The sequence below is a fragment of the Microcella alkaliphila genome (assembly GCF_002355395.1).
Classification (GTDB): domain Bacteria; phylum Actinomycetota; class Actinomycetes; order Actinomycetales; family Microbacteriaceae; genus Microcella; species Microcella alkaliphila_A.
In genome coordinates this window covers 221,556-238,768 of sequence record NZ_AP017315.1, presented here as the reverse complement: position 1 = coordinate 238,768, position 17,213 = coordinate 221,556, and the positions used below count along the sequence as shown (strand labels likewise).

Annotated in this window: 18 protein-coding genes; 9 read left to right on the top strand and 9 right to left on the bottom strand. The window is 65.6% G+C overall.

The genetic code is table 11. The features are described 5' to 3' along the window. Window positions 1-19: 19 nt before the first annotated feature. The 4 genes from gyrB to dnaN form a co-directional block, all read right to left on the bottom strand. Window positions 20-2,005: a DNA topoisomerase (ATP-hydrolyzing) subunit B gene (gene gyrB, locus CPY97_RS01120; protein WP_096420093.1), complete on the bottom strand. Its 1,986-nt coding sequence runs from the start codon at window positions 2,003-2,005 to the stop codon at window positions 20-22. 81 nt (window positions 2,006-2,086) lie between these two features. After that, window positions 2,087-2,593: a DUF721 domain-containing protein gene (locus CPY97_RS01115; protein ID WP_096420091.1), complete on the bottom strand. Its 507-nt coding sequence runs from the start codon at window positions 2,591-2,593 to the stop codon at window positions 2,087-2,089. Continuing rightward, window positions 2,590-3,771, bottom strand: coding sequence for a DNA replication/repair protein RecF (recF, locus tag CPY97_RS01110; RefSeq protein ID WP_096420089.1), 1,182 nt, complete (start codon window positions 3,769-3,771; stop codon window positions 2,590-2,592). Before recF ends, CPY97_RS01115 begins: the two co-directional genes overlap by 4 nt. A gap of 22 nt (window positions 3,772-3,793) precedes the next feature. Continuing rightward, window positions 3,794-4,936: a DNA polymerase III subunit beta gene (dnaN, locus tag CPY97_RS01105; protein WP_096423254.1), complete on the bottom strand. Its 1,143-nt coding sequence runs from the start codon at window positions 4,934-4,936 to the stop codon at window positions 3,794-3,796. Between the two features lie 586 nt (window positions 4,937-5,522). Here dnaN and CPY97_RS01100 point away from each other — a divergent pair. Continuing rightward, a complete protein-coding gene (locus CPY97_RS01100; protein WP_096420087.1) occupies window positions 5,523-6,590 on the top strand; it encodes an IS110 family transposase in 1,068 nt (355 codons plus the stop codon). Between the two features lie 299 nt (window positions 6,591-6,889). On the opposite strand, the gene dnaA is transcribed toward CPY97_RS01100, so the two are convergent. Further along, the gene (dnaA, locus tag CPY97_RS01095) at window positions 6,890-8,308 is read right to left on the bottom strand and encodes a chromosomal replication initiator protein DnaA (RefSeq protein ID WP_096420085.1); all 1,419 of its coding nucleotides are present in this window, start codon (window positions 8,306-8,308) and stop codon (window positions 6,890-6,892) included. 275 nt (window positions 8,309-8,583) lie between these two features. Between dnaA and rpmH the strand changes: the two genes are divergently transcribed. From rpmH to CPY97_RS01055, 8 genes are all read left to right on the top strand, one after another. Continuing rightward, window positions 8,584-8,721, top strand: coding sequence for a 50S ribosomal protein L34 (gene rpmH, locus CPY97_RS01090; RefSeq protein ID WP_026940492.1), 138 nt, complete (start codon window positions 8,584-8,586; stop codon window positions 8,719-8,721). Window positions 8,722-8,734: 13 nt separating this feature from the next. After that, window positions 8,735-9,073, top strand: coding sequence for a ribonuclease P protein component (rnpA, locus tag CPY97_RS01085; RefSeq protein ID WP_096420083.1), 339 nt, complete (start codon window positions 8,735-8,737; stop codon window positions 9,071-9,073). 11 nt (window positions 9,074-9,084) lie between these two features. Beyond that, window positions 9,085-9,390, top strand: coding sequence for a membrane protein insertion efficiency factor YidD (gene yidD, locus CPY97_RS01080; RefSeq protein WP_096423253.1), 306 nt, complete (start codon window positions 9,085-9,087; stop codon window positions 9,388-9,390). A gap of 13 nt (window positions 9,391-9,403) precedes the next feature. Beyond that, window positions 9,404-10,372 (top strand): membrane protein insertase YidC, encoded by a 969-nt coding sequence (yidC, locus tag CPY97_RS01075; protein ID WP_096423252.1) that lies wholly within the window; start codon window positions 9,404-9,406, stop codon window positions 10,370-10,372. Window positions 10,373-10,375: 3 nt separating this feature from the next. Then, window positions 10,376-10,858, top strand: a complete 483-nt coding sequence (locus CPY97_RS01070; RefSeq protein WP_096420081.1) for a protein jag — start codon at window positions 10,376-10,378, stop codon at window positions 10,856-10,858. A 10-nt stretch (window positions 10,859-10,868) separates the two neighbouring features. Then, window positions 10,869-11,513, top strand: a complete 645-nt coding sequence (rsmG, locus tag CPY97_RS01065) for a 16S rRNA (guanine(527)-N(7))-methyltransferase RsmG (protein ID WP_197702238.1) — start codon at window positions 10,869-10,871, stop codon at window positions 11,511-11,513. Between the two features lie 66 nt (window positions 11,514-11,579). Further along, a complete protein-coding gene (locus CPY97_RS01060; protein ID WP_173826846.1) occupies window positions 11,580-12,473 on the top strand; it encodes a ParA family protein in 894 nt (297 codons plus the stop codon). Beyond that, window positions 12,473-13,423 (top strand): ParB/RepB/Spo0J family partition protein, encoded by a 951-nt coding sequence (locus tag CPY97_RS01055; RefSeq protein ID WP_096420077.1) that lies wholly within the window; start codon window positions 12,473-12,475, stop codon window positions 13,421-13,423. The genes CPY97_RS01060 and CPY97_RS01055 overlap by 1 nt, the downstream gene beginning before the upstream one ends. A gap of 4 nt (window positions 13,424-13,427) precedes the next feature. On the opposite strand, the gene CPY97_RS01050 is transcribed toward CPY97_RS01055, so the two are convergent. The 4 genes from CPY97_RS01050 to trxB form a co-directional block, all read right to left on the bottom strand. Next, window positions 13,428-14,402 carry a D-alanine--D-alanine ligase family protein gene (locus CPY97_RS01050; RefSeq protein ID WP_096420075.1) on the bottom strand — a complete coding sequence of 325 codons (975 nt, stop codon included), beginning with the start codon at window positions 14,400-14,402 and terminating at the stop codon, window positions 13,428-13,430. A gap of 6 nt (window positions 14,403-14,408) precedes the next feature. Further along, window positions 14,409-15,731, bottom strand: a complete 1,323-nt coding sequence (locus CPY97_RS01045; protein WP_096420073.1) for a PLP-dependent aminotransferase family protein — start codon at window positions 15,729-15,731, stop codon at window positions 14,409-14,411. Window positions 15,732-15,834: 103 nt separating this feature from the next. Further along, window positions 15,835-16,158, bottom strand: coding sequence for a thioredoxin (gene trxA, locus CPY97_RS01040; RefSeq protein WP_096420071.1), 324 nt, complete (start codon window positions 16,156-16,158; stop codon window positions 15,835-15,837). A gap of 48 nt (window positions 16,159-16,206) precedes the next feature. Continuing rightward, window positions 16,207-17,172, bottom strand: coding sequence for a thioredoxin-disulfide reductase (gene trxB / locus CPY97_RS01035; protein WP_096420069.1), 966 nt, complete (start codon window positions 17,170-17,172; stop codon window positions 16,207-16,209). Window positions 17,173-17,213: the final 41 nt, after the last annotated feature.

Sequence of the window (17,213 nt, the reverse complement as noted above, 5' to 3'; positions counted from 1 at the left end):
GCGCGTCACGCGCGATGCATCAGATATCGAGGAAGCGGACGTCTTTGGCGTTCTGCTGAATGAAGGTGCGTCGTGCATCCACGTCTTCGCCCATGAGGGTGGCGAACACGCTGTCGGCGATCGCGGCGTCTTCCAGCGTGACCTGCATGAGCGTGCGCGTCTCGGGGTTCATGGTCGTGTCCCAGAGCTCTTGGTGGTTCATCTCGCCGAGACCCTTGTAACGCTGAACGCCGTTGTCTTTCGGGATGCGCTTGCCGGCGGCAAGCCCCGCCTCGAGCAGCGCGTCGCGCTCGCGATCGCTGAACACGTACTCGTGCTCGGCGTTCGACCATTTCAGGCGGTACAGCGGCGGCTGCGCGAGGTAGACGTAGCCCCGATCGATGAGCGGTCGCATGTAGCGGAACAGCAGCGTCAGCAGCAGTGTCGTGATGTGCTGGCCATCGACGTCGGCATCGGCCATCAAGACGATCTTGTGGTACCGCACCTTGTCGGGGTCGAAGTCTTCGCCGATGTTGGCACCGAAAGCGGTGATCATCGCCTGCACTTCGGCGTTGCCGAGCGCGCGATCGAGGCGCGCCTTCTCGACGTTCAGAATCTTGCCGCGCAGCGGCAGAATCGCCTGCGTCTCGGGGTTGCGCCCCTGCACGGCGGAACCACCGGCCGAGTCTCCCTCGACGATGAAGATCTCGCTGATCGAGGGGTCTTTCGACTGGCAGTCTTTGAGCTTGCCGGGCATGCCGCCCGACTCGAGCAGGCCCTTGCGCCTGGTCTGTTCACGCGCCTTCCGCGCCGCAATGCGTGCGGCGGCCGCCTGCTGGGCCTTGCGAATGACGTCGCGCGCCTGGCTCGGGTTGCGCTCGAACCAGTCGCCCAAGAACTCGCCCGTGACCTTCTGCACGAACGACTTCGCCTCGGTGTTGCCGAGTTTCGTCTTCGTCTGGCCCTCGAACTGCGGCTCGCCGAGCTTGATGGAGATCACGGCGGTCAGACCCTCGCGCACGTCGTCGCCGGAGAGGTTCTCTTCCTTCTCCTTGATGAGGTTCTTCTCGCGGGCGTAACGGTTCACGAGGGTGGTGAGTGCCGCGCGGAACCCCTCCTCGTGCGTGCCGCCCTCGTGGGTGTTGATCGTGTTGGCATAGGTGTGGACGCTCTCGCTGTAGGCGGTCGTCCACTGCATCGCAACCTCGAGGGCGATCGTCCGCTCGGTGTCTTCGGACTCGAACGCGATGATCTCGGGGTGCACGACGTCGGTCTTCTTCGACGCGTTCAGGTGCTCGACATAGTCGACGAGCCCCTTCTCGTAGAGGAATTCGTCGTGCCGGGGCTCGCTGGCCGGCTGGTCATCCGTTTCGGGGTGGGCACGCTCGTCGGTGATGGTGATGCGCAGACCCTTGTTGAGGAACGCCATCTGCTGGAAGCGCGTGCGGAGCGTCTCGTAGTCGAAGTCGACGGTTTCGAAGATGTCGGTGCTCGGCCAGAAGGTGATCGTGGTGCCGGTGCCGTCGACGGCACGCCCCTTCTTGAGCGGCGCGTCCGGCACACCGACGGTGTAGCTCTGCGTGTACTCGTGGCCCTGGCGCTTGACGGCAACCTCGAGGCGCTGCGACAGGGCGTTGACGACGGAGGAACCCACACCGTGGAGTCCGCCCGAGACGGCGTACCCGCCTCCGCCGAACTTTCCGCCGGCGTGCAGCACGGTCAGAACGACCTCGACGGTCGATCGCTTCTCGACCGGATGTTCATCGACGGGAATACCGCGGCCATTGTCGACGACGCGCACGGCACCGTCGGGAAGGATCGTCACGTGGATCGTGTCGCAGTGGCCGGCGAGGGCCTCATCGACCGAGTTGTCGACGATCTCGTACACGAGGTGATGGAGGCCCCGGGGACCGGTCGACCCGATGTACATGCCGGGGCGCTTACGCACCGCCTCGAGCCCTTCCAGAACCTGAATGTTGGCCGCGCCGTAATTGTCTGGATGAGGGGTGGTGGTCACGGGGTCCATCCTATCAATGGAAGGCCCTTCAGAGGCGCGTGAAGGCCCCTCTGGGGAGATTTCTCGCTCCCTGTGGACTGATTCGTCGTCTTAGCCGTAGGTATCGCGTGGACCGCGCCCCGGGATTGATCGAGGCCCCCGCTTCCAACTGGGGGCACTCGGGCCGATAAATCGGATGCTCGTGATCTGAGCATCCGGGAATCGCTTCGTGATCGACGTGACCATGTCGCCGCGCATCATCCGCAGCTGGGTCGCCCACGCCGTCGAGTCGCACTGCACCGACAACACTCCATCGTCGATCCCGACCGGCTCCGTGTGCGATGCCACTTCCGGTCCCACGAGATCAGACCACGACGCCAGCAAGTCGCCTCGCGCCAGCGGCGATGTCCACCCCATGGTTCGGCTCACACCCTCGAGCACATCCCCGAGACCCGCGGGGTCGCGTCCCGAGCCGTAGGGAGTCGACGACCCGGCCGTTTTCTGCGAGCGGCGCCGAGCATCCCGCGATCGAAGCGCCGGGTCGCCGAACACGCGCTGCAGCCGGCGATATACCGCGCTGGCCTCGCTCTCGGGCGCGGTCGCGTCATCGGCGGTCATACGTCACCACTCGCAGTATCGTCGCCGGGCTGGTTCAAGGCCTGAATGGTGCCCGCCACAATCGGGATGCGCGTGGCAGCCAAGCGCTCGGGCACATCGTTCTCGACCGCGGCCGTGATCAGCACCTGCTCGAAATCGGCGACGGCATCGGCGAGACGTTCGCGACGCCCCTCGTCGAGTTCGGCAAAGACGTCGTCGAGAATCACGATCGGGTCCCCCGCGACCGCGTCCGCCCGCAGTACCCGCGCCGCCGCAAGCTTGAGCGCGAGAGCGTACGACCAGCTCTCACCGTGACTCGCGTGCGTGCGCGCGGGGAGACCATTCAACGTCAGCACGAGATCGTCGCGATGCGGGCCCACCAGAGTGACCGCACGCTCGAGCTCCGCGCGACGCCGTTCTGCGAGGGAAAAACGAAACTGCGCAGCGGCACGCTCCGCATCGAGTTCGTCGCTGTCATCAAGCGGCGCATCCCCGGACGGGTCCACGGCCGAGTGACGAAGTCCGAGGGTTGCGGCGTGGTCGTCACCGGCGACCGCGGCGTATCCCGCCGTGAGATGAGGCCGAAGCTCTGCCACGAGCGCGACGCGCGCCGCCATGATCTCGACACCGAGCGTGACCAGGCGCTCATCCCAGACATCGAGTGTGGTCAACGCGTCGGGCGACAGGCGGGATGCTCGGGCCGACTTCAAAAGAGAGTTCCGTTGCCGAAGTACCCGGTCGTAGTCGCCGAGGGTGCCGGCCATGCGCGGAGAACGCTGAACGACGAGCGCATCAAGGAAACTGCGTCGCCCGGATGGTTCACCTCGCACGAGCGCGAGGTCTTCGGGCGCGAAGAGCACGGTGTGCACGTAGCGAGGAAGTTCGCGCATCCGTACGACAGAGCCGTTGACCTGGGCGCGGTTCGTTCCCGACTTGTTGAGCTGCAATTCCACGACGATGGCGCGGTCGTCGTGGGCAACGCGCATGCGCACGATCGCGGCCTCCTCGCCGGCGCGCACGAGCGCGGCATCGCCGGCGACGCGGTGTGAGCCGCCGAGAGACGGATAACTGATCGCCTCAACGAGGTTGGTTTTTCCCTGGCCGTTCCGCCCGACGAGCAGTGTGGGGCCCGCGGTCAGGGCGAGTTCCGCGCGAGCGTAGTTGCGAAAGTCGGCGAGGCTCAGGTGAGTGACGTGCACAGCGCTGCGGATGCGCCGCGCACTAGCGCAGCAGCAGGTTGGGCTGCAGCAAGTACCGGTAGCTGTCGGAGCCGGCCTGGTCCTTCGAGGTCTGGCTGGTGATCAGCACCGGGCCGGGCTTGCCGGGGTTGTCGGTCTTCGTGAACGAGATGCGCACGAACTCCGAGTGCACGGCCGACAGCCCGTCGATGAGGAATTGCGGCTTGAGTGACACGACCGTGCTTTCCCCCGAGAGGTGCGCGTCGATCGTCTCCTGCGCCTGCGCGTTCTCACTGCCGATCGCTTCGAGGGTGAGGCCGTCTTCGCTGAAGCTGTACCGAAGCGCGGCATCACGCTCGAGCACGAGGGCGACACGACGGGTCGCCTCGATCAACTCCGCCGTGTTCATTACGGCATAGTTCTCGGGCGACTCGGGGAATAGGCGCTTGACGGGCGGGAAGTTTCCCTTGATCAGCAGGGATGTCACGGTCTTGTTGTCGGCAGAAAAGGCGATGAGCTCACGGTCGCCACCGCTCACGATGGTCACGGTGATCTGCGTTGAATGGGCGAAGATCTTTGCGGTCTCGGACAGCGTGCGCGCGGGGACGAGCGCTGTCGTGCCGTCACTCGTGCCGGTGGATTCCCAGTCGATGCCGCGCACGGCAACGCGGTAGCGATCAGTGGCGACAAGCGACAGCGACGTGCCCGAGGTTTCCAGCTGCACGCCTGTGATGACCGGCGTCACATCATCGCGCGAGGCGGCAACGGCGACCTGCGAGACGGCGTCACTGAACGCCTCGCCAGGAAGGAGCCCGCTGTCACCGTCGATCACGGGAAGGCTCGGATACTCCTCGACCGGCATGAGCGACAGCGCGAAACGTGCAGAGCCGCAGCGAACGGCGACCTTGTTGTCGTCGAGCGAAAACTCGACGGGGGCGTTCGGTAGCCGCGACGCAATGTCGGCGAGCAAACGCCCGGATACAAGAACGGTGCCATCGCTCTCGACATCGGCCGTGATGCTCGTCTGCGCCGAGACTTCGTAGTCGAACGACGACAGAGTGACCGTGCCGTTCTCTGCCCGGAGGAGAACGCCCGACAGGATCGGCAGTGTGGTGCGTTGGGGAAGCAGGCGAACGGCGAACGACACGGCGTCGCTGAAGACATCGCGATTGACCTGGAACTTCACGTCGAATCCCTCTTCCGTCGGGCGGTCCGGGAGTGCCGGGATTCCCATACTGGCACAGTGCCTCCCCGAAGAGTTTGTCGTTCGCTCCCCGGACAAGGGTTATCCCCGAATCACATCAGAGAAGAACAAGAAATAAGAGCGTTAACCGCTGTGCACAGTGTGGACAACGGCGCCAGATGCCCGGAATCTCGGGAAACCACATGTGTGTAACTTGTGGAATCACCTCTCGACACGGCGGAAAGTTAAGGGGATGACGTAACGCTGTCCCGAGCATCCGCTCACAGCCGTGCGCGACGTTTCCGCAATCCATCCCCAAGCGCCCTCGGCGTTTTCCACAGGCTGTCCCCAGTGTGGGAAAAGACGCCTGAACCTGAGGTTATTCTGTGACGGCACGACAAAAGGCCCGGAATCCCGGGGTTTTTCTTGCTGGATGCTCGCTGTGAGCGCTCGCGGAATCGCTAGACGATATGGGTCTTCGGTCTGGTTCTTGAGGCTGGGACCTCGATTCGCGTATTCGTGGGTTGCCAGCTGTCGAGGGCTGGCCTATCCACCAGGCGAATGGAGGCCCCAGTTGAGAATCCAGCGTATGAGCGTCGGTCTGGACGTGCACGCCCGTAGCGTCGTGGGATGCGCAATCGATGAGGACACCGGGGAAGTGATCCGTCATCGTTTCGGCTACGACCCCGCGGCAGTTGTGGAGTGGGTGCGGTCGCTGCCCCAGCCGGCGGCGGTGACCTATGAAGCTGGGCCGACCGGGTTCGCTTTGGCCCGGTTGTTCACCGCCGCAGGCATCGAGTGCTTCGTGGCGGCGCCGTCGAAGTTGCAGCGCCCGGTCGGGGATCGAGTCAAGACCGACGCCAGGGACGCGATGCATTTGGCAAGACTGCTGCGACTGGGTGAGATCGTCGCGGTTGCCGTGCCCACGATCGAGCAGGAAACCGCCCGCGACTTGGTGCGAGCCCGGGAGGACAATCGGGGTGAGCTGATGGCTGCACGGCATCGGCTCTCGAAGCTGCTGTTGCGCCACGGGATCATTTATGACGGCAAGCAGGCGTGGACCGGCGCGCATGATGCCTGGCTGCGTCGGCAGAGGTTCGACCATCCCGGACTGCAGGCTGCGTTCGATGCCGACTACGAAGCAGTGCAGCAGGTGCGCGCCCGCAAAGACCGACTCGACGCGATCATCGAGCAGATGGCCGCGGCCAGCACCTACGCGCCCGTGGTGCGACGCCTGGGGTGCTTGCGTGGGATCTCGACCTTGACCGGGTTCGGCCTCGCGGTCGAGATCGGCAACTGGGAGCGCTTCACCGGATCCAGCATCGGAGCGTTCGTCGGGCTGGTGCCCTCAGAGCACTCCTCCGGACAGTCCCGCTCGCAAGGCTCGATCACCAAGACCGGCAACACTCACGCCCGCCGCCTGCTGGTGGAAGCGGCCTGGCATCACCGCAAGCCCTATCGTCCCGGAGCGGTGATGCAGGCCCGGTGGGCTGCCGCGCCCAGCCTTGCAGCGTCCCGCGGCGACGACGGCAACCGGCGCCTGCATCAGAAATGGCAGCACTTCACCGCACGCAAGAAGCGGCCCACGATCGCGAACGTCGCCATCGCCCGCGAGCTCGCCGGCTGGTGCTGGTCCTTGGCCGTGATGCCCGACTGACCTGGGCCCCCTGACCGGTCGGTTCAGACGGCAGGTGACGGCAGCGCGAGGAGCGACCCGCGGAACAGCTATGAGCAGCCCGCCCGAAGGGCAGGCGACGCTCGATCCTAGACAAGCGGAACCGCTCCAGCCGAACAGCACGTCCTGCGGTAACCAACCCGCGCATATCAGTCTGACCGCGCGTCGCCCACGACACGCACGACACCCACACCGCCCGCGCCGACCACACGAAAGAGCGCCCGGAGCATGATCACTCCGGGCGCTCTTACCCCTGCCACTTGACAGGAATCAGCCACATATCAGCTGTAGCGGTGGTTCTGCTTAATTCGGCTGGTCAGCTCGGTGACTTGGTTGTAGATCGAGCGCCGCTCCTTCATGAGCTCACTGATCTTCTTGTTGGCGTACATCACCGTGGTGTGGTCGCGGTTGCCGAACAGCTGGCCGATCTTCGGGAGAGACAGGTTGGTCAGCTCGCGGCACAGGTACATCGCGATCTGCCGGGCCGTGGCGACCGCCTGCGAGCGCGAAGAGCCGTACAGATCGTCGACGGTGAGCTTGAAGTACGCAGCGGTGTGATTGATGATGTCGACCGGCGCGATCACGTTGTCTTCATCGAGGGTGATCAGGTCTTTGAGAACGGTCTGCACGAGCTGCAGGTCGACCGGCGTCCGGTTCAGGTTTGCGAACGCGGTGACGCGGATGAGCGTCCCTTCGAGTTCGCGGATGTTGCTGGAGACCTTCGAGGCCATGTACTCGAGCACGTCGTCGCGCACCTGCAGTCGATCGTTTTGCGCCTTCTTGCGGAGGATCGCGATGCGGGTTTCGAGATCGGGCGCCTGCACGTCGGTGATGAGACCCCACTCGAAGCGGCTGCGCATCCGGTCTTCGAAGCCAGTGAGGTGTTTGGGGGGCAGATCGGAGGTGATGACCACCTGCTTGTTGTGATCGTGCAGCGTATTGAACGTGTGGAAGAAGGCTTCTTGAGTCGAGTCCTTCCCCTGCAAGAACTGGATGTCGTCGATCAGCAGGATGTCGATCTCGCGGTAGCGCGATTGGAACAGGCTTGCGCGATTGTTGGCGATCGAGTTGATGAAGTCGTTCGTGAACTCTTCTGAACTGACGTAGCGCACACGGATGCCCGGGTACAGGTTTTCGGCGTAGTGGCCGATGGCGTGCAACAGGTGCGTCTTGCCGAGCCCCGACTCTCCATAGACGAAGAGAGGGTTGTAGGCCTTCGCCGGCGCTTCGGCAACGGCGACCGCTGCGGCGTGCGCGAAGCGGTTCGAGCCGCCGATGACGAAGTTGTCGAAGCTGTACTTGTCGTTCAACCGGCTGTCGCCGCGACGGGATGCCACATCGATCGGTGCCGGCGGCGCCGGCTGCTCGATGTAGCCGGATGCTGTGGGCTGGTCGCTGATATCCGGTGCGCTGTCGAAGGCCTCCGCTTGCATCTCGGGGTTCACCACAATGGCGAAGTTGGAGGCGTCATCACCGGCGACCGTGGTGATGGCGGCGAGCAGGGGCAAGCGGATGCGCTGCTCCAGCATCCCCCGGGTCAGTTCGTTCGGTACCTCGAGATACAGCGTGCCAGCCATGATGCCGCGCGGAACGACGAGATTGATGAAGCCGATGAGCTGCGGGGTGATGCGGTCGTCCGCGACAAGGTGCGCCTTCACCGAATCCCACATTGCGCCTATGGGTTCGGTGTCGTCGGTCATGGCGCAGTGTCCCTCTCGTTGATGCAGGTCGGTGTGACGGTGCGGGGACGACGTCGAGCATCCCTCTGGCAGGCCGTTTGCCTACTGTAGTTCTCTCGCCGTGTCGTTACCACTGGTGTGGCTGATGCTCGCGATAATGCGTGGCTCGCCCCATCCCGTTTGACCGGGGGTGTCGCGAAGCCTATTGTTAACCGGTTGACTTCTGCCGTGCGGCGCGCGCCCACGAGCCAGCAGACCCCACATCGTCGCTCCCTCGAGGGGCCGAGGAGACCATCATGAGCAAGCGTACGTTCCAGCCCAACAACCGCCGCCGCGCCAAGGTGCACGGCTTCCGCCTTCGCATGCGCACCCGCGCCGGCCGCGCGATCCTCGCGAACCGCCGTCGCAAGGGCCGCACCGAACTCTCGGCCTAGGCGCCGTCGCGTCGTGCTCGCCCGCGCCCACCGGGTGAGGTCGGGTTCCGACTTCCGCGAGACGATGCGCCGCGGGCGCAAGACTGCAAACCCCACGGCCGTCGTCTACGCCCGCAGCGGCGAAGAAACCGCCCCCGTCCGCTTCGGCATCATCGTGTCGAAAGCTGTCGGGGGCGCTGTTGTGCGCAATCGGATCAAGCGGCGGGTGCGCGCGATCTGCGCGAACGTCGCCCCGAGCATCCCGGCTGGTACTGCAGTGGTCATCCGCATGCTCCCAGCGGCAGCCGAGGTCAGCTGGGATACCCTGCGGGAGCAGCTGACCACAACCATCCGGCGGGCGGTGAACGCGTGACAGACCAGCCCCTGGTGCGTGCCTTCCGACTCGTGGCGCTCGTCCCGCGCAACATCGTCGTGGCGCTCCTCCACGTGTACCGCGCGGTCATCTCCCCGCTCTACGGGGATGTGTGTCGGTACTACCCCAGCTGTTCGGCGTACGGGTTGACGTCGGTCCAGCAGCACGGCGTTGTTCGCGGAGGCTGGTTGACTGTGCGACGACTTGCGCGGTGCCACCCGTGGGCCGCTGGTGGGGTCGATGACCCCCCGGTGCGCGAACACTCCCCGTATCGCCTCACCCGCTTTGGCTTCATCGTCCTCGACAGAAAGGCATAACCCCGTCATGGAACTGGGTTTCTTCGGAACACTTCTGTGGCCCATTAAGTGGGTCATTGAGGCAATCCTCGTTGGCTTCCATTCGTTGCTCACTCTGGCCGGACTGGAGTCGGCCGCTGGCGTGACGTGGGTTCTGTCGATCGTCGGTCTCGTCATCGTCATCCGCGCGCTGTTGATCCCGGTGTTTGTGCGGCAGATCAAGTCGCAGCGCAAGATGCTCGAGATCTCGCCCGAGCTCAAAAAGATTCAGGACAAGTACCGCGGCAAGAAGGATCAGTTCTCGCGTGAGGCCATGTCGCGCGAGACGATGAACCTGTACAAGAAGCACGGCACGAATCCGCTGTCGTCCTGCCTCCCCCTGCTGTTGCAGATGCCGATCTTCTTCGGACTGTTCTCGGTTCTGAACGACGCCTACGCCGGGCGCGACAGTGTGGGGCTCCTCACGTCGGAGCTGTCAGCGGAGTTCGGAAGCGCGAGCCTCTTTGGCGTCGCTCCCCTCGGTCTCACCATGGCGACGAGCGACGGAAACGTCGCGGTCATCATCATCGCGATCGTGCTCGTGATTCTCATGACCGGCTCGCAGTTCTTGACCCAGCTGCAGATCATGGCGAAGAACCAGTCGCCCGAGATGAAGAACTCCCCCATGTACCGCCAGCAGAAGATCCTGCTGTACTTGCTGCCGCTGGTGTTCGTTTTCTCGGGAGCCTTCTTCCCCCTCGGCGTCATGTTCTATTGGTTCGTCTCGAACATCTGGACCATGGTTCAGCAGTTCATCGTCATCCGAAACATGCCGACGCCCGGGAGCGAGGCTGCGCTCGCCCGTGAGGCTCGACTCGCAAAGAAGCGCCAGAAGAAGGGGCTGCCCGACCCCGCCGACGAGGCCAGCGGCTCCGTCGCCGTCGAGGAACCCATCAAGACTCAGCGCCAACAGCCGGTATCGAAGTCGCGCGCGAAGAAGCAGAACAAGAAGGGTGGTCGCTAGGCCATGACGGAAACCACGAGCACCGCCCCTACCTCGACCGCTGACGAAGGCGACATCGCCGCCGATTACCTCGAAGAGCTTCTCGACATCGCCGATCTCGACGGCGACATCGAGATCGACGAGCGGGGCGGTCGCGTCTATATCTCGATCGATGCGGACGAGCGGGATGCGCTTCGTCTGTTGTCGAAGCCCGATACCGTGAGCGCTCTGCAGGAGCTGACGCGCCTCGCGGTGCACGTGAAGACCGGCGAGTTCTCGCGGTTGATTCTCGACATCGCGGGATCCCGCGATGCTCGCGCAACCGAGCTCGCGCGTCTGGTCGACCGCGCAGTTGAGCGGATTGATGCTGGCGCCTCGTCCGCAGCGCTCCCCCCGATGTCGAGTTACGAGCGCAAGCTCGTGCACGACATCGCCGCCGAGCGGGGCTTCACGTCTGAGTCGGAAGGCGAGGGCGCCGAGCGCCACACCGTCATTCGCCGCGCCTAGGACGTTTCACGTGAAACATTCCGACGTAGAGCCGGAGCCGGCGGTCGCGTCTGGCCTGTTCGGCGCGCGCATCGACGTCGCTCGTTCGTTTGCACACCGCCTGGCAGAGGTCGGGGAAGAGCTCGGCCTCATCGGGCCCGTCGAACGCGAGCGGCTGTGGTCACGCCACATTCTGAACTGTGCACTCGTCGCCCCCTTCCTGCGCGAGGGCGCGCGCGTCGCTGATGTGGGCAGTGGTGCGGGCCTCCCCGGGCTCGTGCTCGCGATCGCGCGACCGGATGTCGAGCTCATTCTCATCGAGCCGATGGAGCGTCGCACGGAGTGGTTGCGCGACGAAGCTCAGCGCCTCGGGCTCCGGAACGTCACCGTGCTTCGCGCTCGCGCGGAGGAGGCCGTCGACGCCGGACCATTTGATCAGGTGACGGCCCGCGCCGTGAAGGCTCTCCGTCAACTGGTTCCCATGACGCGCCCTCTCCTGTCAGCCGGCGGGGAGATGCTTTTCCTCAAGGGCGCGCGTGTCGAGAGCGAGATCGCGGAGAGCGTGAAGCAGCGTCGCGCCGCTCGCCTCAGCGACCCCGAGGTCCTCATTCTCGGGGAGGGCGTCGTGCCCGAACCGACCCGCCTCTTTCGGGCTACAGTGGTCGAGGCCTCCTGACCAGGTGGCCGCCAGTGGTCGAACAACCACCACTGTTTCACGTGAAACATCCACCGGAAGGTAGTCGTGACGACTGACTCTCCCTACGACGGGTCCACTCCCCTCGCTCGAGAGGTCGCCGACATCACGCGCCGCCGACGCGCGGTGGAGACGCAGAACTTCCCCCTACCCGAAACCCCCCGAGTTATCACGGTCGCGAACCAAAAGGGTGGTGTGGGCAAGACCACCACGACCGTTAACTTGGCGGCGGCCCTGGCGCGACAGGGTGCGCACGTTCTGGTAATTGACCTGGATCCCCAGGGGAACGCGTCGACCGCCCTCGGCGTGGAGCACCGTGCCGAGACGCCGAGCGTCTACGACGTGATCGTGGGCGAGGCGACGATCGACGAGGTCGTACAGAAGAGCCCCGAGTTCGAGCGGCTGTTCTGCGTCCCCGCCACCATTCACCTCGCCGGCGCCGAGATCGAGCTCGTGTCCCTCGTCGCGCGCGAGCAGCGGCTCCGCACGGCGGTCGAGCTGTACCTCGCGGAGTCTGACGACCCCGTGCACTACGTCTTCATCGACTGTCCGCCGTCACTCGGACTCCTGACGATCAATGCGTTTGTCGCGGCGCGCGAGGTGCTTATTCCCATCCAGTGCGAGTACTACGCACTGGAGGGCCTCAGCCAGCTGCTGAACAGCATCCAGCTCATCGAACGACACCTGAATCCTGACCTTCGCGTCAGCACGATTCTCTTGACGATGTATGACGCACGCACGAACCTCGCCAATCAGGTGGTTGCCGACGTTCGCGAGCACTTCCCCCAGCAGGTGCTCGACACGCTGATCCCGCGCTCGGTCCGCATCAGTGAGGCCCCGAGCTACGGTCAAACCGTAATCAGCTACGACCAGAACTCCCCCGGCTCGCTCTCGTACCTCGAGGCAGCCGCGGAGATCGCAACGAGAGGGGCGGTGGCCTGATGGCGGCACCCAAGCGCACAGGACTCGGCCGCGGCATCGGCGCCCTCATCCCGACGGGATCGGGAGACCGCCCGGTCGATGTGTTCTTCCCGCAGGCCCAAGCTCCGGACGAGTCACTGACCGAGGTACCGGGCGCGCGGCTCGTCGCTGTCGCCCCCGGTGACGTCGTTCCGAACCCTCAGCAGCCGCGCACAGAGTTCCGCGAAGAAGAGCTCGCCGAACTGGTGCACTCGGTGCGAGAGTTCGGCGTGCTGCAGCCCATCGTCGTGCGCGACCGGGTCGGAGCGGGGCCGGGCGAGGCGCGCTACGAGCTCATCATGGGCGAGCGGCGCCTGCGCGCATCGACCATTGCGGGGCTCGAGAGCATTCCCGCGGTCGTGCGCAATACGAGCGACGAGAACATGCTGCGGGATGCTCTGCTCGAGAACCTGCATCGCGCCCAGCTGAACCCCCTGGAAGAGGCGAGCGCGTACCAGCAGCTTCTCGACGACTTCGGGATCACGCAGGAGCAGCTTGCCGAGCGCCTCGGCCGGTCGCGGCCGCAGATCACCAACACGCTGCGCCTGTTGAAGCTGCCGACGCCCGTGCAGAGCCGTGTCGCTGCCGGCGTGTTGAGTGCCGGACACGCGCGCGCGATTCTGTCGACCGCAGATGCCGTACTCATGGAACGCCTCGCGGACAAGATCGTCAACGAGGAGCTGTCGGTGCGCCAGGCGGAAGCGGCAGCGCAACAAATGGCCGGTCAGGGCAAGAAAACTCCGGCCCGTAAGCCGGCGCCGGGTGGGCGTCAGGCACAGCTCGACGAGATCGCCGAGCGCCTGGGCGATCGACTGCACACCCGCGTCAAGGTCTCGCTCGGGCGGAGCAAGGGCACCGTCACGATCGACTTTGCGACGGTGGGCGACCTGAACCGTATTCTCGGCGAGCTCGGCGAGCCGGGATTCCAGTAGGCCGCTAGACGGTCCGTGCCGCGTCGCGCAGAGCGGCGTGGGCGAGCTCCGCATACACCCACCCGACGTCGTGCCCGGCTGCCTCGAGGGCCAGCGCGAGAGTGGACGTTTCGGTGAGCCCCGGCATGACGCTCGCCTCCAAGAACCAGGGGGTGCCTGCGCCATCGATCATGAGGTCGATGCGGCTCAGGTGCCGAAGGCCCAGCGCTCGGTGGGCGTCGAGGGCAACCGCGGTGGCGCGGTCGACCGTCGCGGCGTCGACGCGAGCCGGCGCGTAGAACGTCGTCTCCCCCGCGTTGTAACGGGCCTCGAACCCGTAGACGCCCGACTTGGGTTCGATTTCGACGGCGGGCAGCGCAACAGGCCCGTCGCCGGTGTCGATAATGCCGATGCAGATCTCAGTGCCGATGATGCGCTGTTCCACGAGCGCGACATCGCAGTAGGTGTAGGCGAGCACCATGGCACGGCGCAGCTCCTCATCGCTGCTGACGAGGCTCACGCCCTGTGCCGAGCCGCCCTGTGCTGGCTTGACGGCGAGCGGTGGGGGCAACTCCTGGCCCATCACGGCAAGCACGCTCTCGGCGCCGAGCTCGCGGAACGCATCACGCGTCAGGGTGATGGAGTGGGGGGTCGGAACCCCCGCACGTTCGACCAGCGACTTCGCCGTGGGCTTGTCCCACGCCAGGCGTGTCGCGTGCGCGGGCGATCCCACATAGGGCCGGCCGAGAAATTCGAGCAGGCCCCGGAGGGCGCCGTCTTCTCCGCTCGCGCCGTGCAGTGCCGGCCACACGACGTCCGGCGGATCCGCCATGAGGCTGGGTAGCAGCGACGCGTCGGGGTCGCGCAGTTCGACGGCGATGCCGTGCGCGGTGAGAGCATCGGCGACCTGTCGGCCCGACTTCAGCGAAATGTCGCGCTCGTGCGAGATGCCGCCGGCGAGAACGACGACGCGGGAGGCGGTCAAGGATGGTGACGACATGGCGATCTACGAGAGGTTAGGGGGCGGGGAGATGACGTGGCTACCGAGGCGCACGTCGGCGGGAACCTCGTCGATCGGCCCGGTGGGAGCGAACGTCTCGAGCAATTCCTGCTCTTGGCGCACGACCGTCGAAAGCCGTCGAACCCCCTCGCGAATGTCGCTGGGCGTGGGGTAACAAAACGCGAGCCGGAGGTGCTGGCGGCCGGCGCCGTCGGCGAAGAAGGCGGTACCGGGCGTGTAGGCGACCAGTTCCTTGACGGCGCGGGGGAGCATCCCCTTCGCGTCGAGCCCGGGAGAGAGCGTGAGCCAGACGTAGAACCCGCCGCCCGGCATCGTCCAGCTGAGGTCGGGCAGGTAGTGGTTCAGCGCATCGATCATGGCGTCGCGGCGCTCTTTGTACAGCCCGCGGAACACATCGATCTGGCCGCGCCAGTCGGCGCTCGTCAGGTAATCGGTGATCACCATCTGGTTGAGCACGCTCGGCGAGAGAATCGACGCCTCGGCCGCGAGCACGAGCTTCTCGCGGATGCCGTGCGGGGCCAGTGCCCAGCCGACGCGGAAGCCGGGAGCGAGGGTCTTCGAGAACGAGCCGAGGTACACGATGCCGTCGGTTTCGACGCTGCGCATGGCCTGCGGCGGGGCCTGATCGAACCACAGCAACCCGTAGGGGTTGTCTTCGAGGATCAGAATGCCGTGGCTGCGGGCGATGTCGATGATCTCGAGCCGGCGGGCCGAGCTCAGTGTCACTCCCCCGGGGTTCTGGAAGTTCGGGATCAGATACAGCAGCTTGATTGGGCGACCCGCTGCGCGGAGCGACTGGATGCGCTCGGTCAGCGCCGCGGGAATGATGCCCTCCGCGTCCACGGCGATGTGCGAGACCTCGGCCTGATACGAGCGGAAGATGCCGATGGCGCCAACGTAGGAGGGCGACTCGGCCAGCACCACGTCTCCCGGGTCGAGAAACAGCTTCGCGACCAGGTCGAGGGCCTGCTGAGAGCCGGTGGTCACGACGACGTCGTCGACGCCGGCGTGAATTCCCTCGAGCGCCATGACCTCGAGGATGCGTTCGCGCAGCTCGGGGGTGCCCTGCCCCGCCCCGTACTGCAGCGCGGTCGCTCCGCGATCCGTCATGACGCGTTCCATCGCCGAGCCGATCGACTCAAGCGGCAGTGCCGAGACGAACGGCATACCCCCCGCGAGCGACACGACCTCGGGGCGCGACGCCACGGCGAACAGGGAGCGAACTTCCGAGCCAGACAGCCCGGCCGTACGCGTCGCGTACTGCTCGTACCAGGGGTCGAGCGATGTTCCCTCGCGCGGAATGCTCATGCGGTCTCCGTGGTGGCGGGCCGTGCCCGGATGCACGACTCCCCCGACGCTACCAGCGCCGGGGGAGTCGATAACGCGCGATGACGCGCAAACAACGGGGTGTTTAGGCGAGGAATTCGGCGAGGTCCGCCTCGAGGGCCGGCTTCGGCTTCGCGCCGATGACGCTCTTGACGACCTCTCCGCCCTGGAACACCTTCATCGCCGGGATCGACGTGATCTGGTACTTCATGGCGGTCTCGGGGTTGTCGTCGACGTTGATCTTGACGATGTCGATCTTGTCGGCGTTCTCGCTCGCGATCTGGTCGAGGATCGGCGACACGGCGCGACACGGGCCGCACCAGGGCGCCCAGAAGTCGACCATGATCGTCTTCTCGCTCTTCAGAACTTCGGCCTCGAACGTGGCGTCGGTGACGTCGCGGGTGGACATAACTGCTCTCCTTCTTTCGAAAAGGTCGGATGCTCGAAGGCGACCGGGCTAGGCGCTGACGGTTTCTGCGTTCGCGCCCTGGCGAACATCGTCGCTGAGGCCTTCGAGGTAGTGCTGGGCGTCCAGGGCGGCGGCGCAGCCGCTGCCGGCGGCTGTGATGGCCTGCTTGTAGGTGGGGTCAACCACGTCACCGGCTGCGAATACGCCCGGGAGCGAGGTGCGGGAGCTGCGGCCCTCGACAGCGATCGTTCCCTGCTCGGTGAGGTCGAGCATCCCGTGCACGAGGTGCGTGCGGGGGTCGGCGCCGATCGCGATGAACAGGCCGCTCACATCCAGCGTGCGCTCGTTGCCGGTGACCGTGTCGACGAGACCCACGCCCGTGACGAGCTCGCCGCCGTAGATGTGCGCGACCGACGCGTTGGTAACAAATTCGATCTTCGGGTCGGCCTTCGCACGGTCGAGCATCGCGGGGGATGCCCGGAAGGTCTCGCTGCGGTGGATCAGGTACACCTTGTCGGCGAAGCGCGTGAGGAACGTCGCTTCTTCCATCGCGGAGTCACCGCCGCCGACGACCGCGACGGTCTTCTGGCGGAAGAACGCGCCATCGCAGGTGGCGCACCACGAGACGCCGTAGCCCGAGAGGCGGTCTTCGTCGGGCAGCCCGAGCTTGCGGTACGCCGAGCCGGTCGCGTAGATGACCGCGAGCGCCTCGTGACGGTCGCCGTTACCGAGCGTGACCGCCTTGACCGGGCCGTCGAGCTCGAGGGAGGTGACATCGTCGTAGACGATTTCGGCGCCGAAGCGCTCGGCCTGCTGCTGCATCTTCGTCATCAGGTCGGGCCCCATGACGCCCTCGGGGAAGCCGGGGAAGTTCTCGACGTCCGTGGTTTTCATGAGCTCGCCGCCGAACTCGACCGAGCTGGCGATGACGAGCGGCGAGAGGTTGGCACGGGCAGCGTAGATGGCGGCCGTGTAGCCGGCGGGGCCGGAGCCGATGATGATGACCTGTCGCATGGAGCCTCCGTTCGTTGGCGAATGGGCGCGGTATTCGCGCC